Consider the following 21,403-nt stretch of genomic DNA (forward strand, 5'->3'; position numbering starts at 1 on the left):
ATAAATGCACAAAAAAATTTGTGCAAAATCACAAATAAATACAACTACTGCTATTTAGCGTAGTCTTTTTTCTCTTAAAGATAAATACGTTGAGTCTTTCTACCTGCTCAAAAAAGAAAAATGGCTTCTATAAGAAAACCATCATTCTGTTTCATAATCTGCTGATTTTACTATCTTTTCCAAGAGAAACAAAAATATACATCTTTCTCAACGCAGAAAATCATATATTGGCATTGTATAATGTTAACATAGCCAAAAATAACCGTCAACGTTTTTTTGATTTTATGATATAATATCCTTTTTTCTTTTCTACAACTTCGACTTCAGAAAACACTTCTTCCAGTTTCTTCAGTGCAGATGGTGCACCTTGCTTCTTTTGAATAACAATCCACAACTCTCCACCCGGAACTAAATGCTCTACAGCTTTTTCTAAAATCTCATGCACGACATCTTTACCTGCACGAATTGGAGGATTAGATAGAATAGCAGCATACATACCATCTACATTTTCATAGACGCTACTTTGAAAAATGTGCACATTTCCAATTTTATTGTTAGCGGCATTTTCTTTCGCAAGCTCAAGCGCCCTTTCATTCACATCCACCATGTGAACTTTACGGTCTTGAAACTCTTTCGCTAACGATAAACCGATTGGTCCATATCCACAACCTACGTCTAATATATCACCTTTAATATCTGGCACTTGAAACGCTTCAATTAAAAGACGAGAACCAAAGTCCACTTCGTTTTTCGAGAACACCCCACGGTCAGATAAGAAAGTAAATTGAGATCCACGAAGGGTAAATTCCCACCGCTTACGGTCACTTTTACTAGAAGGGTCGTTAGAAAAATAATGGTCTGCCATATGGCCACCTCTTTTCTTTACAGTTAAAAAAAAAGCTCGCATGAGAGCGAGCTTTTTTTAAAGCATCAAAAGTTAATTACTTAACTTCTACAGCAGCGCCAACTTCTTCAAGTTTAGCTTTGATTTCTTCAGCTTCTTCTTTAGCAGCAGCTTCTTTGATTACTTTTGGAGTGTTGTCAACTAATTCTTTAGCTTCTTTTAAGCCAAGACCAGTGATTTCACGAACAACTTTGATAACTTTGATTTTTTGTGCACCAGCGCTAGTTAGTTCCACATCAAATTCAGTTTTCTCAGCAGCAGCTTCTCCAGCGCCACCAGCAACAGCTACAGGAGCAGCAGCAGTTACGCCGAATTCTTCCTCGATAGCTTTTACTAAGTCGTTAAGTTCTAATACAGTCATAGATTTAACTGCTTCAATGATTTGTTCTTTAGTCATTGTAAATATCCTCCCTTAAATAGGTTTGTATTGTTTTATCGATAATACGTAATTATCTTTTAAAAAATTAAGCGCCTTGCTCTTCCTTTTGATCTGCAACTGCTTTAGTAGCAAGTGCAAGGTTACGGATTGGAGCTTGAAGAACGCTAAGAAGCATAGAAAGTAAGCCTTCACGTGATGGAAGAGTAGCGATAGCTTTAACCTCATCAAGTGTTACAAGTTTACCTTCGATTACGCCCGCTTTAATTTCTAAAGCTTCATGATCTTTAGCGAAGTCGTTTAATACTTTCGCAGGAGCAACTACATCCTCGTTACTGAACGCGATTGCGTTTGGTCCTGTTAAGAATTCATTTAACTCAGCCATTTCAGCAGATTCTGCAGCACGACGAGTTAGAGAGTTTTTGTAAACTTTGAACTCAACGCCAGCTTCACGTAATTGCTTACGTAATTCTGTTGCTTCAGAAACTGTTAAACCACGGTAGTCAACAACGATTGTAGATTTACTAGCGCGAAGTTTGTCCGCGATTTCAGTTACAACTTGTTGTTTAGTTTCGATTACTTTGCTCATGTTATTACACCTCCTGTAGATTATATAGAAGATGTACCGAAAGTGCACTAAAAACCTCCATGCCCAACTTGTAGACATGGAGGCATATAGTCACAGAAAAAAATTCCGCTTCGTATATTAACACCTAGGTAGGAAATTAAGTCTATTGACACCTACTGTCTACGGTACACTAATTAAATTCACAACATAAATGATTATATTAAAACTTCTTTATGAAGTCAACTTCCAAAATTTACGCTAATGTAGAAACGTCTACACGTACGCCAGGTCCCATTGTAGAAGCAACTGTTACGTTCTTCATGTAAGTACCTTTTGCAGCAGCTGGCTTAACTTTTTGTAAAGTGTCAGCAATTGTTCTGAAGTTTTCTACTAATTTAGCATCTTCGAAAGATACTTTACCGATTGGAACGTGGATGTTACCAGCTTTATCAACGCGGTATTCAACTTTACCAGCTTTGATTTCGTTAACAGCTTTAGTTACATCGAAAGTAACTGTTCCAGTTTTAGGGTTTGGCATTAAACCTTTAGGTCCTAATACGCGACCAAGTTTACCAACTTCACCCATCATGTCAGGAGTTGCTACTACTACATCGAAATCGAACCAACCTTGTTGGATTTTACCGATGTAATCAGCATCGCCTACGAAGTCAGCTCCAGCAGCTTCAGCTTCTTTAGCTTTTTCACCTTTAGCGAATACTAATACACGTTGTACTTTACCAGTACCGTGTGGAAGAACAACTGCACCACGGATTTGTTGGTCAGCTTTCTTAGGGTCAACACCTAAACGGAATGCAGCTTCTACAGTTGCATCAAATTTAGCTGTGTTTGTTTTCTTTACTAATTCTACTGCTTCTGTTGCAGAGTAAGCAGCTGCACGATCAACAAGCTTTGCAGCTTCTACGTACTTTTTACCTCTTTTAGCCATTTTTATTTCCTCCTCGAATGTGGTTTTAGCGGAATAACCTCCCACGTTTACGCTTATTTTCAGGTATAACCTGAGGATGCGCGCCATCCATTTATTTAAAAACGATAATCATTTACGATAATAAAGGTTGCGAATTGGAATTCCAGACCCGCAACCTTTTTTAAAAAACAAATCGAATTAGTCTTCGATAACGATGCCCATACTGCGTGCAGTACCTTCAACCATACGCATTGCAGCTTCTACGCTAGCAGCGTTTAGGTCAGGCATTTTAGTTTCAGCGATTTCGCGTACTTTATCACGCTTAACAGTTGCCACTTTATTACGGTTTGGTTCACCAGAACCAGACTCAATACCAGCTACTTTCTTAAGAAGAACAGCAGCAGGAGGAGTTTTAGTAATGAAAGTGAATGAACGGTCCTCAAATACCGTAATTTCAACAGGGATGATAAGACCAGCTTGATCTGCTGTACGAGCGTTAAACTCTTTACAGAAGCCCATGATGTTAACACCTGCTTGTCCTAATGCTGGACCAACTGGTGGAGCTGGGTTAGCTTTACCTGCAGGAATTTGAAGTTTTACCATTTTAATTACCTTTTTAGCCACGAGACACACCTCCTTAAGTCCGTGATGTGGTCAATTGGACAGTGATTTGCCCTCCCACGTCATATTTTATCTGTAAGGATAAAATCTTTCAAAAAACGTCTCCGATAACGAAGACGTACTGACTTAAAAGATATTATCACTTTTTACAATTCATTTCAAGTTTCATTTTATAATTTTTCAATTTGATGGAAGTCAAGTTCAACTGGAGTCTCGCGACCAAACATGTCCACAAGTACGCTAACCTTCTTCTTCTCCACATCAATTTCTTCGATAGCACCTGTATAATCTGCGAATGGTCCCTCATTTACACGTACTGTCTCATGAAGTTCAAAGTCGAAATCAACCACTTCGTTGTCCATTCCCATATGTTTCATAATGGTAACAACTTCCTCTTCTAATAGAGGTGATGGTTTAGATCCAGAACCAGAAGAGCCAACGAACCCAGTTACACCCGGCGTGTTACGTACAACATACCAAGAGTCATCAGTCATGATTAATTCTACTAATACATAACCTGGGAACACTTTTCTTTTCATTAATTTTTCTTTACCGTTTTTCATTTCTACTTCTACTTCTTCCGGGACAACAACACGGAAAATTTTATCTTGCATACCCATTGATTCTACACGTTTCTCTAGGTTTGCTTTTACTTTATTTTCATATCCAGAATAAGTATGGACAACATACCAACTTTTTTCCATTCATTTAGGACGAGCGTCCTTCCCTCCCTGACGTACATTTTTTTGCGCAAATGAAAAAACCCGTTCACCGGGCTTTTACACAGTTCTTATAAATAACATTATATCATGGATAAGTGCTTCTTATTCAAGAATTAACCAAGAATTAACCGAATTAAAGAAGAAATGCCCATATCAACTACTGCGAAGAAAATCGCAAAGAAGACAACTGTAGCGATAACAGTCGCTGTTGAACGGAGTAATTCATCTTTTTTAGGCCAACTTACTTTTTTCATTTCGCGACCTACATCGCCGAAAAAGTTCGTTAAACGCATCTACGGGACCTCCAGTGTATTATTTCAATTATTTATTTTGTTTCCTTGTGAACTGTATGCTGATTGCATGTTTTACAAAATTTCTTTATTTCAAGTCGCTCTACTGAGCTCGTATCTTTCATCGTAGAGTAGTTTCGATTTTTACACTCTTCACATGAGAGTACAACTTTTTTCCTCATTAGTTACACCAACCTTGTAACATTATGTCCCTAAAAATGTATCATACAATAAAAGACAATGTCAATGACATGCCTTTTGTACTCTCTACAAAAAGAAAACAGGTGATTTTTTACACCTGTAGCTCTTGTTATTAATTTGAAGTGGTACTCTCTCTCATTTCCATATATCGTTCCAATTTCCGCTTCACTCTCTGTAAAGCGTTATCAATAGATTTTACATGTCTATTTAACTGTTCCGAAATCTCTTGATAAGAACGACCGTCTAGATATAAAGAAAGCACTTTCCTTTCTAAATCGCTTAATAATTCAGATATTTTAGATTCTATGTCGGTATATTCTTCCTGACTTATAATCATTTCTTCAGGATCAGTTACCTTCGCTTCCGAAATAACATCTAATAATGTCCGATCAGATTCCTCGTCATAAATCGGTTTATCTAAAGACACATACGAATTTAACGGAATATGCTTTTGCCTGGTTGCTGTTTTAATAGCGGTAATAATTTGTCGAGTGATACACAGTTCAGCAAATGCTTTGAATGAAGACAGCTTGTCCTCTTTATAATCACGAATCGCTTTAAACAATCCAATCATACCTTCTTGAACAATATCTTCTCGATCGGCACCCACTAAGAAATAAGATCTCGATTTCGCGCGAACAAAGTTCTTATATTTGTGAATCAAATATTCTAGAGCGTCAGTATTACCTTTTCGAACTAACTCAACGATTGCCTCATCTTCTAAATCACGAAATGTAACGTCGCCTACACTTACGAAGCCTGCTTCCACCTTGATCCCTCCGACCGCTATTTATTTAGAAATATTATACAGTAAAAAGACAAAGAGCGTCAATGCTTCAACGCTCTCCTCTTCTTAATTTTTCTAACTTTTCTGTAATATCTTTACTAAATATCTTTCGCATAGCAGGTTGCTTTTCTTTTGTGTCTTGTGTACGCCTTCTTACTTGTTGCTCCATCGCTTGTACTTCCAGCTCTAATTCCCGTGCAGATTTCCGGAGCGCACCTTGAGCAAATATAACCCATTGTTCCGTATAATCAGAAGTCGCAACATATATTTGCGTATTTATATTTCTAAGCTCAATTGCAAGTTGCTCTATCTTTTCATCTGCAGTTTGATTCTTCCTCGTGAATATAACTTCCACACGCGATTGTTTCATCTTTTTTTCAATACCGTGGACTGTATAAGCATCAAAAACTATCATTACCTTTGTACCTGTGTAACCTTGGTAATCCGCCATCTTATCAATCAGTGCATCTCTTGATGATTGCAAATCTACATCCCGTAGTTTTTTCAAGTCTCCCCAAGCTCCAATAATGTTGTAACCGTCAACGATTAAAATATCGTTCATTTTTTATTTACCAATTTCGTTACGTTTACGATATACCTCATACATTAACAAACTTGCGGCCACTGAAGCATTTAAGGATGTAACTTTACCAACCATCGGTAAAGTAATTAAGAAATCACATTTTTCACCAATAATACGGCTCATACCTTTTCCTTCACTTCCAATTACTAATCCAATTGGCATTTTACCATCTAAATTACGGTAATCCGTTTTCCCTTTTGCATCTGTACCAGCAATCCAAAGTCCACGTTCTTTTAATTCATCGATTGTACGAGATAAATTCGTTACACGTGCAACAGGAATATATTCAATTGCCCCGGTAGATGCTTTCGCAACTGAAGCTGTAAGTCCCACAGCTCTTCTTTTCGGAATAATAATTCCATGAGCTCCTGTTGCATCCGCAGTACGCATAATAGAACCTAGGTTATGCGGGTCTTCAATTTCATCTAAAATTAAGAAGAACGGATCTTCATTGCGCTTCTCTGCTACTTTGAATAGATCTTCTAGCTCAGCATATTGATATGCGGCCACTTGAGCAATTACACCTTGATGGTTCCCCTCAACTAATTGATCTAATTTCTTTTTTGGTGCATGTTGTAAAATAATCTTATTTTCTTTCGCTAGCGCTAGTACAATTTGTACTTGTCCTTTGGCAGCACCTTCTGCGATCCAAATTTTATTAATATCTCTCCCTGATCGTAACGCTTCAATTACAGGGTTACGTCCAATAATATATTCACTACTCATGATGATGTGCCCCCTTCCTTTTCTTCTAAAACAGCAATTGCCTTATATACAATTTCGTCTAATCTTTCACGATTATTTAATAAGTGATGATAGCCAATCAGCGCTTCAAAGGCTGTACTATGTCGGTATGTTTGTACATCCGTATTTTTCGGAACAGTACCTGAATTTGCATTACGCCCTCTTCTCAGTACCGCTTCTTCTTCCTCAGTTAAAAATGCTGTCTCTAATAAATGATAAACAACTTTTGCCTGTGCTTTTGCCGAAACAAAGCTTGTCCCTAATCGATGCAACTGATTAGGACGAACTTTTCCTTTTTGAAGTAGGTGATAGCGGATATATTGTTCATATACCGCATCACCCATATATGCTAACGCTAAGCTGTTTAATTGCTTTGCATCAATCATTCTTATCCTCTTTTCCATCTTGTACCTTGAGCGGTATCTTCTAAAATAATGTTGCGGTCTTTTAAATCATCGCGAATTTGATCCGATAATGCAAAATCACGATTTTTACGAGCTTCAATGCGTTTTTGAATAAGTGCCTCAATTTCTTCATCAAGCAACTCTTCTTGCGCTAATTCTAATCCTAAAATATCAAATAATGTTTCAAGCTGTTTTACATATGCTTCAATTACCACTGTTGACGTATGTTCTTCCAGTAAATATTGATTCGCATGATTTGCAACATTATATAACTCAGTGATTGCATTAGCAGTATTGAAGTCATCATTCATCGCTTCTTCAAATGCAGTTTGGAATTTTTCTAGGTCAGCTAACCATTTCTCATTATGATCTGTTAAATCCGTACTACTTTCCATACGGTGTTTTAAATTACCGTAAGCCGTTTTAATTCTTTCCAGTCCGTTATTTGTGCTTTGTAATAACTCTTCACTGAAATTAATTGGGTGACGATAATGTACTGATAGCATAAAGAATCTAATTAACTGCGGATCATATTGCTTAATAATATCGTGAACTAAAATGAAGTTCCCAAGTGACTTAGACATTTTCTCATTATTAATATTAATATATCCATTGTGCATCCAATAACGTGCAAATGTTTTTCCTGTTAACGCCTCAGACTGCGCGATTTCATTCTCATGATGAGGAAATGCTAAGTCTTGACCACCAGCATGAATATCAATTGTATCCCCTAAGTATTTACGCGCCATTGCCGAGCACTCGATATGCCAGCCTGGGCGACCTTGACCCCAAGGGCTTTCCCAGAAGATTTCTCCTTCTTTCGCAGCTTTCCATAAAGCAAAATCAAGAGGGTCTTGTTTCTTTTCTCCTACTTCAATACGCGCGCCGTGACGTAAGTCCGCAATTGGTTGATGTGATAATTTACCGTACCCTTCGAATTCCTTCGTTCTAAAGTACACATCCCCTTCGGATTCATATGCATATCCTTTATTCACAAGTTCTTGAATAAATTCAATAATGATATCCATATTTTCCGTTACACGCGGGTGAACTGTTGCATGTTTGCAACCTAGTGCCGTTACATCTTCAAAATACGCTTCTACAAAACGGTCCGCAATTGTCGGCACATCTTCACCTAATTCATTTGCTGCTTTAATTAATTTATCATCTACGTCAGTAAAGTTAGATACATACTGCACATCGTACCCTTTATATTCTAAATAACGACGCACCGTATCAAATACCATAGGTGGTCTTGCATTCCCAATGTGAATATAGTTATAAACTGTAGGTCCGCATACATACATCTTTACCTTATTTTCTTCTAATGGAGTAAACTCTTCCTTTTGACGTGTTAACGTATTATAAATGTGAATAGTCATTTTTATCCTTCCTTTCTACCTTTACTTCAAGTTGTTTTTTCAATTTATCAAGTTCTACTTCCATGACCTTTAATTTATCAAAAATTGGGTCTGGAAGGTCGGAATGATTTAATTCTTGACCGATCTTTACTCCATTTTGAATAACGACTCGGCCAGGTATACCTACAACTGTAGAATGTGCAGGGACTTCTTTTAATACGACAGAACCTGCTCCAATTTTAGAGTTCTCTCCAACTGTAATAGAACCTAGTACTTTAGCACCCGTTGCAATTAATACATTATCTTGAATTGTAGGGTGCCTCTTTCCCTTTTCTTTACCTGTACCACCTAATGTAACTCCTTGGTAGATCGTTACATTATCACCAATTTCGCACGTTTCTCCAATTACAACCCCCATTCCATGGTCAATGAAAAAACGACGACCAATTGTTGCTCCTGGATGAATCTCAATGCCAGTAAAGAAACGACTAACTTGTGAGATCCAACGTGCAATAAAGAAGAAATTCTTTTTATAAAAAGCATGTGCAATTCGATGGGCCCAAACTGCATGTAATCCAGAGTAAGTCAAAATGACTTCGAAATAACTTCTTGCCGCTGGATCCTGTTCAAAAACGACTTCAATATCTTCCCGAAGCCTCTTAAACATCGACGTTCCCTCCCCTTTATGGGCTGCTTTTTCGAGTGAACTAACTCCCTACTTATCCCCCTAAATCTTTATACACGTGGATAAGACTTATACTCATACCAATTTTACGGTATAAAAAAAGACGCCTCTGTCATATTGACAGAGACGCCTTATAAGCGCGGTTCCACTCTGTTTAGGCTAAAAAAGCCTCAAACTCATCTCTGATAACGGTATACACCGCTTCTGCTTACTTTTTACGCCCTAAGACGTTTTGCAAAGCAATTTGCTGTTCAGCAGAAGACTCGAAGGGGCATTTCAAAAATCCGCTTATAAACCACTTCCAGCCTAAAGGTGGTTCTCTCTGTAAAAAGCCTGATTTTCTACTTCTCCTTCTCGTCGCTTTTCCTTATTAGGTTTTAAGTATACTTATTATATTTCTAAACCTAGAAAATGTTAACCAATTACTTTTTGAAGACGATTTAAAACTTTTTCTTTTCCAAGAAGTGCAATAGCATTAGGAAGCTCTGGGCCATGTGTTTGACCAGTAGTTGCAACACGGATTGGCATAAATAAGTTTTTACCTTTATGACCTGTTTCCTTTTGAACCGCTTTAATAGCCGTCTTAATTGCTGCCGGTTCCATAGCTTCTAGTGCTTCTACTTGACCAGCAAATGCACGAAGTACTTCCGGTACTTGTTCACCTTTTAATACTTCTTGTCCTTCTTCTTCATAATCAACGTGATCTTTGAAAAACATTTCAGAAAGCTCTACAATTTCAGCTCCAAAGCTCATTTGTTCATGATATAACGCAATTACATCACGAATCCAAGCTTGTTCTTGTTCACTTAAAGTTTCACCTATACGTCCAGCCTTCACTAAATGCGGTAAGCTTAATTCTACCACCGTATCTAAATCTTGCTTTTTCATATATTGGTTGTTCATCCATTTTAGTTTTTGAGAATCAAATAATGCAGGTGATTTCGATAAACGAGCTGCATCAAACATTTTGATAAACTCTTCTTGAGAGAAAATTTCTTCTTCTCCTACTGGCGACCAACCTAGTAGTGCAATAAAGTTAAAGATTGCTTCTGGAAGATATCCAAGCTCTTTATATTGCTCAATAAATTGAATAATAGATTCATCACGCTTACTTAATTTTTTACGGCTTTCATTTACAATTAAAGTCATATGACCGAATTGCGGAATATCCCAACCGAAAGCTTCATAAATCATCATTTGTTTTGGCGTGTTTGAAATATGGTCATCACCACGAAGTACGTGTGTAATTTCCATTAAGTGATCATCTACTGCTACTGCAAAGTTATAAGTTGGAATCCCATCTTTTTTCACGATAACGAAATCACCGAAATCATTTGAATGGAATGCAACTTCATCTTTTACAATATCTTTAAATGTGTAATCACGGTCAGCTGGTACGCGGAAACGAATACTTGGAATACGTCCCTCAGCTTCAAATTCTTTCACTTGCGCTTCAGTTAAATCACGGTGGTTACCTGCGTAACGAGGTGTTTCACCACGAGCAATTTGCCCTTCGCGTTCTGCTTCTAGCTCTTCTTCTGTCATATAACATTTGTAAGCTAAACCACGCTCTAATAAATCTTCATATAACTTTTTATAAATATCTAAACGCTCTGTTTGACGATATGGTCCAAATTCACCACCAACATCAACACCTTCATCCCAGTCCATACCGAGCCATTTCAAGTATTTTAATTGGCTTTCTTCTCCACCAGCAACATTACGTTTTACATCAGTATCTTCAATACGAATAATAAACTTACCATCTTGATGACGAGCAAATAAATAATTAAATAATGCCGTACGCGCATTTCCGATATGTAAGTGTCCTGTTGGACTTGGCGCATAGCGCACTCTCACTTGCTTTTCCATAATTGGTACACCTTCCATTCTTAATGTCAACACATTCTATAATTGTACACCAAAAAAATGTGATTATCCATCTTACGAATTAAAAACCATTATTTTTTCTGTAATAAAACAACTGCTTGAGAAGCAATTCCTTCTTCTCTACCTGTAAATCCTAATTTTTCTGTTGTTGTTGCCTTTACATTGATATTATCGATAGACGTTTCTAATAGCTCACTAATGCGTTTGCGCATACTTTCAATATGTGGTGCCATTTTTGGCTTTTGAGCAATAATTGTACAATCTAAATTCCCTAATTCATAACCTTGTTCACGCACAAACTCCCAAACCTTTTGCAACAATACAGCTGAATCAGCATCTTTAAAGGCGGGGTCTGTATCAGGGAAATGTTTCCCGATATCTCCTGCTGCAATTGCACCTAAACACGCATCCGCGATTGTATGTAATAATACGTCTGCATCAGAGTGACCGATTAATCCTTTCTCATGTGGAATTGTAATTCCACCAATAATTAACGGTCTACCTTCCGCGAATTCATGCACATCAAAACCTTGTCCAATTCGAAACATTTTTACATCCTCCTCGAGCTAAACTACTGAGCTTTATGATTCTATATTATATCGCTATCCTTATAAAGAAAAGCCCGGCCGTTGCCGAGCTTTTCTTCGCTATAATCATTGCTATCATTTCTTTTGAACGTGAAGAAAACTTTCAGCAATTAGTAAATCCTCTGGGGTCGTCACTTTAATATTATAGTAACTCCCCTCTACTACACCTACTTGCTTCCCGATACGTTCTACGAGACTTGCATCATCTGTACCAAGGAAACAACTCTGCTTCGCACTTCTATGAGCTTCTAACAAAAGCGAAACAGAGAACCCTTGCGGTGTTTGTACAGCTTTAAGTTGCGATCTTTCTACCGTTTCGACAACAACACCCTGCTCTACTTTCTTAACAGTATCTTTCACTGGCACCGCACAAATGGAAGCTCCATATTTTTCTGCTGCAGTTAATACATCTTGGATTACTTTATTCGTTACGAACGGGCGCGCACCGTCATGTACAAGAACATACTCAACATCAGTCGTATGCTGAATCGCATTATATACACTATCTTGTCTTTCAGCTCCACCTTGAATAAATTGTACTGGCTTTTCAACCGGATACTTCTGCATTAACTCTTCAAAATATGGACGCTCTTCTTCGTTAATTGCCATAATAATATTTTTACATGCTTTATCCTTTTCAAAAGCACGTAACGTATGCACAATAATCGGTACTTCATTAATAAGTAAGAACAACTTATTTTTGCCAGCACCCATCCGTTTTCCCTGACCAGCTGCTGGAATAATTAATGTATACATATTAATAATCCTCTACTTACAATGCTTTTTCTAATAATTTACGTTTGGCAAAAATCATGCGCCCCGCCGATGTTTGTAACACACTCGTAACGAGTACATCAAGTTGTGAGCCTACATATTCTCTACCATCTTCTACTACAATCATCGTGCCGTCATCTAAATATGCCACACCTTGATTTTGTTCTTTTCCATCTTTTACAACATAAACACTTAATTCTTCACCTGGGAGCACAACAGGTTTAATTGCATTAGCTAAATCGTTAATGTTTAACACTGTTACTCCTTGTAATTCAGAGACTTTGTTTAAGTTGAAATCATTCGTTACTACCGTTCCACCAGTGATTTTCGCCAACTTTACAAGTTTGCTATCCACTTCCTGAATATCATCAAAATCGCCTTCATAAATTTCTACCGGAATCGGCATCTCTTTTTGAATACGATTTAAAATGTCTAATCCTCTACGACCACGATTACGTTTTAAAGCATCAGAAGAATCGGCAATGTGCTGAAGTTCTTCTAACACGAATTGTGGAATGACAATTGTTCCTTCTAAAAACTTTGTTTGGCAAATATCAGCAATACGTCCATCGATAATTACACTTGTATCGAGAATTTTCCAATGTGCTAAAGATTCTTCTACCTCATTTTCTGGTTCTTCATTCTCGCTATTATTATTTTTCTTCTTCCCACGTTGTGGTAATGTAAATAACCCTAGCAATTCATTCCTCTTTTTAAACCCTACTTGGAATCCTAAATATCCTAGTAAAAGAGTAAAGAACACTTGCAACACTGTACTAATAACTGGAATTGTAAATTCACGAATTGGTATTAAAATTAAATACGCAACAATAAGCCCAGAGATTAAACCTAATGTACCAAATAAAACATCTGCTACAGGCGCTTTTACAAGAGCCTCTTCAATATGCTTAATAAGTTGAACAATATAATCTACAAGCCAAAATGTTGTTAAAAATAAAATAATTGCACCAATAATTGCACGAACATACGATCCTTCCAACAAAGGAACGGCACCGATGTCTAATACGTTAATAACTTTTGGGATTAAGTAAATCCCTAACGCTCCTCCGATTACTAAAAAGAAGAGCTGTACAATCCGTTTTAACATCCAACCACCTCCTACTCATTATTAACCATTGTTTCGCTAATCAAAACGCCGAATGCAAAAGCGGACGTGTTTTTTTATAAATAGTTTTATTTACCAATATATCATATCATATACCAAAAATGTGCTAGTGTCGTTATATTATGGAATCAATGTAATATTCTTAATTGTGTCTACTCATATAGAGATGCTCTTGAATTCTTTTTAGGCCTTCTCGTATTTTCTTCGCCCTGACTTCCCCAATTCCTTCCACATCATCTAATTCATTAATCGTTGCACGACAAACGCCTTGCAAAGTTTTAAATCGATTAATTAAATTTTCAATGATAAGTGGTGGAACACGCGAAATTTTGCTTGTGATTCGGTATCCTCTCGGCGTCACACTTTCTTCTAAACTCGTTTGTCCCGGGTATCCAAGCAATTTAACTAAATCACTATCCTCTAGAAGTTGTGTATTCGCAAGTTCTTGTAACTTTTTCAAAATTTGATGATGATCTTGTGTTTTTTCTTGATAGTAATCTTTAATTAATAGCGCCGCTTCTGCTTCTAAATCGGCTAGTAGTTCCGTAAGTTGTAAACGAATTAACCTACCTTCTGTTCCCAATTCATGAATATAGCTCAATATTTCATTTTTAATACGTAGTACCATTTCAACACTATGTAAAACATGAACGACCTCGGACATTGTAACAACCTCTTCAAATTCTAGAATGCCCAAATTCGTAATCCCATCATTCCATACAGCCTTATATTTTTCTAATGTTTGGATAGCTTGGTTTGCCTTTGTTAAAATAACACCTATATCTTTTAGTGTATAACGTAAATTCCCTTGATATAGCGTAATTACGTTACGCCTTTGTGAAATAGCCACAACAAGGCTGCCTGTCTGCTTTGCTACACGCTCCGCCGTTCGGTGGCGCATACCTGTCTCGATAGAGTCGATAGATGAATCTGGAACTAACTGTGCATTCGCAATCAAAATTTTACTTCCAGTTTCATTTAAAATAAGTGCCCCATCCATTTTTGCTAATTCGTATAAACTAGCCGGGGAGAATGCACAATTAATATGAAAACCTCCATCAACAATACTTTTAATCTGCTCATTATATCCAAGAACAATTAATCCCCCTGTTTGTGCGCGAAGTACATTATCTATCCCTTCGCGCAGTGGTGTTCCCGGGGCCACAAGTTGTAAAATATTAATCATACTTTTGACACGTTGCTTGTTTTCTTCCATAGCCTAGCCTCCTAATGTCAAACGAAGCGCTTCTCCTAAATTAGATACACCAACTACCTCAATCCCATCCGGAATTGTCCATCCTCCCAAATTTTTTCTAGGAATAATAGCACGTTGAAATCCTAATTTAGCTGCTTCTTGTACACGTTGTTCAATTCTTGATACTCTTCTTATTTCTCCAGTTAATCCTACTTCTCCTATTACTGCATCGGTTGGTGCTGTAGATTTATCTCTGAAACTTGAAGCTATACTTAAAGCGACAGCTAAATCAATAGCTGGTTCATCTAACTTCAAACCACCTGCTACTTTTAAATATGCGTCCTGATTTTGCAATAATAAGCCTGTTCTTTTTTCTAACACCGCCATAATAAGCGATACACGGTTATGATCAATTCCCGTTGCCATTCTTCGAGGGTTTCCAAAACTAGTAGGGGAGATTAATGCTTGTATTTCTACTAAAACTGGTCTTGTTCCTTCCATTGAAGCAACCACTGTTGATCCCGCAACCCCCACTGGTCTTTCCTCGAGGAAAATCTCAGAAGGGTTTAATACTTCTGCAAGACCAAGTTCTTTCATTTCAAAAATACCCATTTCATTCGTAGAACCAAAGCGATTCTTTACTGCTCGCAAAATACGGTATGTATGATGACGGTCTCCTTCAAAATAAAGAACTGCATCGACCATATGTTCTAACATACGAGGTCCTGCAATTGCTCCCTCTTTTGTCACATGTCCAACGATAAAAATAGGGATTCCTTTCGTTTTTGCAAGTTTCATTAATTCCGCTGTACATTCACGAACTTGTGCCACACTTCCCGGCGCTGATGTTACCTCAGGTAAATGTATTGTTTGAATAGAGTCAATAACAACAAAGGCTGGGTTCACCTCTTCAATGTGTGTTGCAATTCGCTGTAAATCCGTCTCTGATACAACAAATAGATTACTACCATTTACATGTAGACGATCGGCACGCAGTTTAATCTGTTTTGCTGATTCCTCACCCGATATATATAGTACATCATATGAAGAATCCGCTAATTGCGATGATATTTGTAATAGTAACGTTGATTTTCCAATCCCGGGGTCTCCACCAATAAGTACTAAGGATCCATCTACAATCCCACCACCAAGTACACGGTTAAATTCTTGGAATTTTGTTTCAATACGCGCCTCAGACTTTGTTTCCACTTCGGTTAGGCGCCTTGGTTTTGTTACTTCTGTTTGAATTGCATTGGCATAATTAAGGCGTCTTGATGATACAACCGGTTCCATCTCTTCAACAAGCGTATTCCATTGACCACATCCAGGACATTTCCCCATATATTTTGGTGACTGATAACCACACTCTTGACATGTGAATTTTGTTTTCTTTTTAGCCATATCGTTTTATATTTCACTTCACTTTCATCTATAGACAGTTTATCCTTCTCGTACAAGAAAGAGGGCTATCTCGTAGCCCTCTTAGTTTGTCTATACTTATTTTACCTTTTCGGCACTATGAATGACAAATGATTCTCCTTCAACATCAAAGATAACTTTCTGTCCTTTCTCAATAGCACCTTTTAACAGTTCTTCGGATAGTCTATCTTCTACATGTTTCTGAATCGCTCTACGAAGCGGGCGAGCACCGTACTCTCGATCAAACCCTTTATCAGCAATAGCCGAAATTGCTCCTTCTGTTAAATGCAATTCAATTTCTTGCTCTTTTAAGCGATTTACTAACTGATTTACCATAAGTGTTACAATCTCTTGAATATGTTTTTTCTCAAGCATATGGAACACGATAATTTCATCAATACGGTTTAAGAATTCTGGACGGAAGGCTTTTTTCAGCTCATCCATTACTTTACCTTTCATATCCGAATAATCGCGGCTCTCATCTTGTACGTTAAATCCAAGATGCTTATTACGTTTTAACGCCTCTGCACCAACGTTAGATGTCATAATAACAATTGTATTGCGGAAATCAACCGTACGCCCTTTCGAATCTGTTAAGCGACCATCTTCTAATACTTGTAGTAAAATGTTAAACACATCAGGATGAGCTTTCTCTACTTCGTCTAATAGGACAACTGAATATGGCTTACGGCGAACCTTTTCTGTTAATTGTCCACCTTCTTCATATCCAACATACCCTGGAGGAGACCCAACTAAACGAGAAGTAGAATGCTTCTCCATGTACTCAGACATATCGATGCGAATCATTGCATCTTCATCACCGAACATAGATTCTGCTAACGCTCTTGCTAGCTCCGTTTTACCTACACCTGTTGGCCCTAAGAAAATAAATGACCCAATTGGACGTTTCGGATCTTTCAATCCTGCTCTAGCACGGCGAACAGCTTTCGCTACAGCTACTACCGCTTCATCTTGACCAATAACACGATCGTGAAGGATGGATTCTAAGTTTAATAATTTATCAGTCTCTGTTTGTGCAAGTTTAGAAACCGGGATACGAGTCCATGTAGAAACAACATTTGCAATATCTTCTACTGTCACTTCTGAGTTTTCTTTTCCTTGTTGTTCTTTCCATTGACGCTTCGTATCTTCTAACTTCTCGCGTAAACGTTGTTCCATATCACGTAAGGAAGCAGCTTTTTCAAACTCTTGACTTTGTACAGCTGCATCTTTTTCTTTTCTAATTTCCTCAAGCTTCACTTCAAGCTCTTTTAGATTTGGTGGTGTTGTATAAGAGCGTAAGCGAACCTTTGAAGCAGCTTCATCAATTAAATCAATTGCTTTATCTGGTAAGAAACGATCTGTAATATAACGATCTGAAAGCTTTACAGCTGCATCAATTGCATCATCTGTAATAGATACGCGGTGATGTGCCTCATAACGATCGCGTAAACCTTTCAAAATTTGAGTTGATTCATCTAAACTTGGCTCATCAACGTGAATTGGTTGGAAACGTCTCTCTAAAGCTGCGTCTTTTTCAATATATTTGCGATATTCATCTAACGTTGTCGCCCCGATACATTGTAATTCCCCACGAGCTAAAGATGGTTTTAAAATATTCGATGCGTCAATAGCACCTTCTGCTCCACCTGCACCGATTAATGTATGAAGTTCATCAATAAATAGAATGATATTTCCCGCTTGGCGAATTTCATCCATTACTTTCTTCAAACGGTCTTCAAATTCACCACGGTATTTCGTTCCAGCTACCACTGTACCCATATCTAGTGTCATAACACGCTTATCTCGTAAAGTTTCAGGAACTTCATTATTTACGATTTGTTGTGCTAATCCTTCCGCAATTGCCGTTTTACCTACACCAGGCTCCCCGATTAATACAGGATTGTTTTTTGTTCTACGGCTTAAAACTTCAATTACACGTTGAATTTCTTTACCACGTCCAATAACAGGGTCTAAACGATTTTCACGTGCAACAACTGTTAAATCACGTGCTAAGCTATCAAGTGTTGGTGTATTTGCATTTGTTGAAGAACCACCTTGGTGACCTGAACTTGCTTCATTACTTCCAAGAAGTTGCAATACTTGTTGTCTTGCCTTATTTAGGCTAACACCTAAGTTATTTAAAACGCGTGCCGCTACCCCTTCACCTTCGCGGATTAAACCAAGTAAAATATGTTCTGTTCCAACGTAAGAATGACCTAATTTACGAGCTTCATCCATAGACAGCTCAATAACCTTTTTAGCACGCGGTGTATAATGTACAGTTTGAGAAGCTTCTGTTCCACGTCCGATTAACGCTTCTACTTCTTTTTGAACCTTCTCTGGACTTAATCCAAGAGCAATCAACGCTTTTGCTGCAATTCCTTCACCTTCGCGTACAAGCCCAAGTAAAATATGTTCTGTTCCAATATTGTTATGCCCAATACGAATTGCTTCCTCTTGAGATAAAGCTAATACTTTCTGTGCTCTTTCTGTAAATCTTCCAAACATCATAGAAATCGCCTCCTACTTGCGCTTAGTTTTTTTCAATACGTAATCGCTCACGGATTAAGGTTGCTCTTCGATAATCTCTTTCTTCTGGGCCTAAAGGTCCTCCTGCATATTGTTGTAAAATGCCTGGTTGTGTAAGAACCATTAGCTCAGTCAAAATATTTCTCGATATACCTTGTATATATCCTAAATCAATGCCAAGTCGTAAATCTGATAAGCAATTGGCTGCTTCCGCAGATTGAATTAAACGACTGTTGGCTAGTATGCCATAAGAGCGATAAACTTTATCTTCAAGTTCAATACTTGAATTTTGTACAATTAATTCTCTAGCCATTTTTTCTTGCTGTATGATTTGTTGAATAACACTCTTTAAATCTGCAATAATATCTTCTTCAGATTTTCCTAGCGTCATTTGGTTTGACACTTGAAATATATTACCTAACGCTTCGCTACCTTCACCGTATATTCCTCTTACTACTAACCCTAATTTTTGAATTACCTGTATAATACGGCTAATTCTTTTCGTTAAAACGAGTCCCGGTAAATGAATCATTACGGAAGCCCTAAGTCCTGTACCAACGTTAGTAGGACAACTCGTAATATATCCAAGTGATTCATCAAAAGCATATTCAACCTCTTTCTCAATCCAATTATCTATTTGATTGGCACTTTGAAGGGCCTCTGATAACTGCAATCCTGAAAATAAGCACTGAATCCGAATATGATCTTCTTCATTCAGCATAACACTAATATGTTCGCTTTCTGACAAGAGACATGCTCCATATTCAGTTCCTGCAAGGTTGGGACTAATTAAATGCTTTTCAACTAATACTCTCCTTTGAAGAGGCGTTAATTCATTCATTTTTAATAGTTCAAACTCTCCAAAAGGTTCTACCGTTTTATTTATAAATTCCTTTTTAAATAATTCTTGAATCTGTTTAGTTTCTTCTTCATTTTGCATAGTAGAGAATTGATATTTTTTAAAATTACGAGCCAAACGAATTCGACTACTTAAAACAATATCAGAATCAGGGCCATCCCCCTTCATCCATGGACTAATCGCTTCATTCATAATTTTGTCCAGTGACATAGAACTATTCCCCCTCTCTATGCTCACTAAGCTGATTTTCAAGATTTCTAATTTTATCCCTTACTTCAGCAGCTTTCTCAAATTCCTCTTTCTGTACGTATTGTTTCAGAATGAGTTTTAGTTCATCTAATTCTTTCTTTAAGTGAATATTTCCTTCTATACGCTCCGGAATTTTTCCACAATGATCTGTATGCCCACCGTGAAGACGTTTTAATAATGGCTTTAAATGTTCCTTAAATGTATCGTAACAAGAAGCACATCCAAAGCGCCCAACCTTTGTAAATTGTTCATATGTCATCTTACAATCTGGGCATCTTAATATACTCGTATTCGAAAACCCATTTTTTCCTTCTTCAAACATTGTTGATTCACCGTGCAATAACCCAGCAAATAAATCATGGAATGAAAAGTTAGACTGCGATGATTGAAAGAAAGACGTATAGCCACTTTGTTCTGCACATTGCTCACAAAGATGAACTTCCGCCTTCTTCTCGTTGATTACTTTTGTATAATGTAAAGTTGCTGGTCTTATATTACAGTTTTGACAAGTCATCACTATCCCCACCTTTACAACAGGAACGATCTATCTCATAGTACTTTTCATACATTACTAGATTGTTCACTTTCCTTTATTCGTTTACATAAAAGTGCGTGTTCTTTTTTCAAAACCTCTACAATATTTAGCTATCTTATCTCTTAGTTATTATCCTTTTACAAAAGCTGTATTTATTTATATTTCAGTGTTCTTAACATTGCGCATAATATTCGAGCCCTAAGTTCATCTCGAGAAGGAACATCCATTGATAATACAGAACGATCTAGTACGCTTAACATAAGTTTAGCTTCACGATTTGTTATGATTCCCTCTTCTATTAAACGTATAATCATACTTTCTGCATTCCCTTGCGCAACGCTATGATCAATCATATGAAGCATTTGATCAATAATGTCTATATCATCATGCAGTTTGACTTTTATAATGCGAATGTAACCTCCTCCACCACGTTTACTTTCTACTACAAATCCTCTTTCTAACGTAAAACGGGTATTGATTACATAATTGATTTGAGATGGTACGCACTCGAATCGATCCGCAATCTCATTTCTTTTGATTTCAATCACATTATTATTACTTAAGTCAATAACTTGCTTTAGATATTGCTCAATGATATCAGATATATTTCTCATTTATCCGCCACCTTTATTGACTTTGACTATCTTTGACTTTAATTATATACGTATTAATAAAATTTGCAACTCTTTTGCTTATTTACTATCCTAGCCACATTCCCCTATATTTAATCAAAATAATAATTATTTAAATACATTTTTTATTACTATGGATTATAAAAGAAAACACGAAAAAACACGAGTCATTTGACTCGTGTTTAGTTGCTTGGCGACGTCCTACTCTCACAGGGACAAGGTCCCAACTACCATCGGCGCTAGAGAGCTTAACTTCCGTGTTCGGTATGGGAACGGGTGTGACCTCTCTGCCATCATCACCAAACTATGAAGGCATATTCCTTCAAAACTAGATAACATTTGCTACATATTATATGGTTAAGTCCTCGATCTATTAGTATTCGTCAGCTCCACATGTCACCATGCTTCCACCTCGAACCTATCAACCTGATCAT

At 37.3% G+C, this 21,403-nt stretch carries 24 protein-coding genes, 1 rRNA gene and 2 other annotated features; all 25 genes read right to left on the reverse strand.

The annotated features are described in order from the left end of the window. Window positions 1-265 precede the first annotated feature (265 nt). The 25 genes from AC0L0O_RS29155 to rrf all read right to left on the reverse strand — a co-directional run bounded on the left by AC0L0O_RS29155 (window position 266) and on the right by rrf (window position 21,273). Window positions 266-865 carry a class I SAM-dependent methyltransferase gene (locus AC0L0O_RS29155; RefSeq protein ID WP_000763279.1) on the reverse strand — a complete coding sequence of 200 codons (600 nt, stop codon included), beginning with the start codon at window positions 863-865 and terminating at the stop codon, window positions 266-268. Window positions 866-941: 76 nt separating this feature from the next. Beyond that, complete coding sequence (rplL, locus tag AC0L0O_RS29160; RefSeq protein WP_000159736.1) at window positions 942-1,301, reverse strand: 50S ribosomal protein L7/L12; 360 nt, start codon at window positions 1,299-1,301, stop codon at window positions 942-944. A 67-nt stretch (window positions 1,302-1,368) separates the two neighbouring features. Continuing rightward, complete coding sequence (gene rplJ, locus AC0L0O_RS29165; RefSeq protein ID WP_000048716.1) at window positions 1,369-1,869, reverse strand: 50S ribosomal protein L10; 501 nt, start codon at window positions 1,867-1,869, stop codon at window positions 1,369-1,371. A 39-nt stretch (window positions 1,870-1,908) separates the two neighbouring features. Continuing rightward, window positions 1,909-2,052, reverse strand: a sequence feature (ribosomal protein L10 leader region). Between the two features lie 49 nt (window positions 2,053-2,101). Next, window positions 2,102-2,794 (reverse strand): 50S ribosomal protein L1, encoded by a 693-nt coding sequence (gene rplA, locus AC0L0O_RS29170; RefSeq protein WP_002020168.1) that lies wholly within the window; start codon window positions 2,792-2,794, stop codon window positions 2,102-2,104. A gap of 177 nt (window positions 2,795-2,971) precedes the next feature. After that, the gene (rplK, locus tag AC0L0O_RS29175; protein ID WP_001085872.1) at window positions 2,972-3,397 is read right to left on the reverse strand and encodes a 50S ribosomal protein L11; all 426 of its coding nucleotides are present in this window, start codon (window positions 3,395-3,397) and stop codon (window positions 2,972-2,974) included. Between the two features lie 167 nt (window positions 3,398-3,564). Further along, window positions 3,565-4,098, reverse strand: a complete 534-nt coding sequence (gene nusG / locus AC0L0O_RS29180) for a transcription termination/antitermination protein NusG (protein ID WP_000415794.1) — start codon at window positions 4,096-4,098, stop codon at window positions 3,565-3,567. A gap of 131 nt (window positions 4,099-4,229) precedes the next feature. After that, window positions 4,230-4,409: a preprotein translocase subunit SecE gene (gene secE, locus AC0L0O_RS29185; protein WP_001241321.1), complete on the reverse strand. Its 180-nt coding sequence runs from the start codon at window positions 4,407-4,409 to the stop codon at window positions 4,230-4,232. A gap of 32 nt (window positions 4,410-4,441) precedes the next feature. Then, on the reverse strand, window positions 4,442-4,588 hold the full coding sequence (rpmG, locus tag AC0L0O_RS29190; RefSeq protein WP_002070160.1) for a 50S ribosomal protein L33: 147 nt from the start codon (window positions 4,586-4,588) through the stop codon (window positions 4,442-4,444). Window positions 4,589-4,719: 131 nt separating this feature from the next. Then, on the reverse strand, window positions 4,720-5,376 hold the full coding sequence (locus AC0L0O_RS29195; protein WP_000387199.1) for an RNA polymerase factor sigma-70: 657 nt from the start codon (window positions 5,374-5,376) through the stop codon (window positions 4,720-4,722). A 67-nt stretch (window positions 5,377-5,443) separates the two neighbouring features. Next, window positions 5,444-5,956 carry an NYN domain-containing protein gene (locus AC0L0O_RS29200; protein WP_000997883.1) on the reverse strand — a complete coding sequence of 171 codons (513 nt, stop codon included), beginning with the start codon at window positions 5,954-5,956 and terminating at the stop codon, window positions 5,444-5,446. 3 nt (window positions 5,957-5,959) lie between these two features. After that, window positions 5,960-6,703, reverse strand: coding sequence for a 23S rRNA (guanosine(2251)-2'-O)-methyltransferase RlmB (gene rlmB, locus AC0L0O_RS29205; RefSeq protein ID WP_000093759.1), 744 nt, complete (start codon window positions 6,701-6,703; stop codon window positions 5,960-5,962). Continuing rightward, window positions 6,700-7,107 (reverse strand): Mini-ribonuclease 3, encoded by a 408-nt coding sequence (locus AC0L0O_RS29210; RefSeq protein WP_000564261.1) that lies wholly within the window; start codon window positions 7,105-7,107, stop codon window positions 6,700-6,702. Before AC0L0O_RS29210 ends, rlmB begins: the two co-directional genes overlap by 4 nt. 2 nt (window positions 7,108-7,109) lie before the next feature. Beyond that, a complete protein-coding gene (cysS, locus tag AC0L0O_RS29215; RefSeq protein ID WP_000152268.1) occupies window positions 7,110-8,507 on the reverse strand; it encodes a cysteine--tRNA ligase in 1,398 nt (465 codons plus the stop codon). Continuing rightward, window positions 8,488-9,153: a serine O-acetyltransferase gene (gene cysE, locus AC0L0O_RS29220; RefSeq protein ID WP_000476500.1), complete on the reverse strand. Its 666-nt coding sequence runs from the start codon at window positions 9,151-9,153 to the stop codon at window positions 8,488-8,490. Before cysE ends, cysS begins: the two co-directional genes overlap by 20 nt. Before the next feature lie 137 nt (window positions 9,154-9,290). Next, window positions 9,291-9,538: a binding site (T-box leader), on the reverse strand. A gap of 47 nt (window positions 9,539-9,585) precedes the next feature. Then, complete coding sequence (gene gltX / locus AC0L0O_RS29225) at window positions 9,586-11,043, reverse strand: glutamate--tRNA ligase (RefSeq protein ID WP_000415156.1); 1,458 nt, start codon at window positions 11,041-11,043, stop codon at window positions 9,586-9,588. An 89-nt stretch (window positions 11,044-11,132) separates the two neighbouring features. Beyond that, window positions 11,133-11,609 carry a 2-C-methyl-D-erythritol 2,4-cyclodiphosphate synthase gene (gene ispF, locus AC0L0O_RS29230; RefSeq protein ID WP_000488386.1) on the reverse strand — a complete coding sequence of 159 codons (477 nt, stop codon included), beginning with the start codon at window positions 11,607-11,609 and terminating at the stop codon, window positions 11,133-11,135. Window positions 11,610-11,723: 114 nt separating this feature from the next. After that, window positions 11,724-12,404, reverse strand: coding sequence for a 2-C-methyl-D-erythritol 4-phosphate cytidylyltransferase (ispD, locus tag AC0L0O_RS29235; protein ID WP_000288292.1), 681 nt, complete (start codon window positions 12,402-12,404; stop codon window positions 11,724-11,726). Between the two features lie 16 nt (window positions 12,405-12,420). Beyond that, window positions 12,421-13,530 (reverse strand): PIN/TRAM domain-containing protein, encoded by a 1,110-nt coding sequence (locus AC0L0O_RS29240; protein WP_000919684.1) that lies wholly within the window; start codon window positions 13,528-13,530, stop codon window positions 12,421-12,423. A gap of 160 nt (window positions 13,531-13,690) precedes the next feature. Continuing rightward, the gene (gene disA / locus AC0L0O_RS29245; protein WP_428889997.1) at window positions 13,691-14,764 is read right to left on the reverse strand and encodes a DNA integrity scanning diadenylate cyclase DisA; all 1,074 of its coding nucleotides are present in this window, start codon (window positions 14,762-14,764) and stop codon (window positions 13,691-13,693) included. 3 nt (window positions 14,765-14,767) lie between these two features. Continuing rightward, window positions 14,768-16,144, reverse strand: a complete 1,377-nt coding sequence (gene radA / locus AC0L0O_RS29250) for a DNA repair protein RadA (RefSeq protein ID WP_001085212.1) — start codon at window positions 16,142-16,144, stop codon at window positions 14,768-14,770. Window positions 16,145-16,240: 96 nt separating this feature from the next. Further along, on the reverse strand, window positions 16,241-18,676 hold the full coding sequence (gene clpC, locus AC0L0O_RS29255; RefSeq protein WP_000971179.1) for an ATP-dependent protease ATP-binding subunit ClpC: 2,436 nt from the start codon (window positions 18,674-18,676) through the stop codon (window positions 16,241-16,243). 22 nt (window positions 18,677-18,698) lie between these two features. Continuing rightward, the gene (locus tag AC0L0O_RS29260; protein WP_000050832.1) at window positions 18,699-19,763 is read right to left on the reverse strand and encodes a protein arginine kinase; all 1,065 of its coding nucleotides are present in this window, start codon (window positions 19,761-19,763) and stop codon (window positions 18,699-18,701) included. 4 nt (window positions 19,764-19,767) lie between these two features. Beyond that, a complete protein-coding gene (locus tag AC0L0O_RS29265) occupies window positions 19,768-20,316 on the reverse strand; it encodes a UvrB/UvrC motif-containing protein (protein WP_000128391.1) in 549 nt (182 codons plus the stop codon). A 173-nt stretch (window positions 20,317-20,489) separates the two neighbouring features. Continuing rightward, a complete protein-coding gene (gene ctsR / locus AC0L0O_RS29270; protein ID WP_001244563.1) occupies window positions 20,490-20,951 on the reverse strand; it encodes a transcriptional regulator CtsR in 462 nt (153 codons plus the stop codon). 206 nt (window positions 20,952-21,157) lie between these two features. Beyond that, window positions 21,158-21,273, reverse strand: a 5S ribosomal RNA gene (rrf, locus tag AC0L0O_RS29275). Window positions 21,274-21,403: the final 130 nt, after the last annotated feature.

It is taken from the genome of Bacillus sp. GS3m_15504 (genome assembly GCF_055825275.1).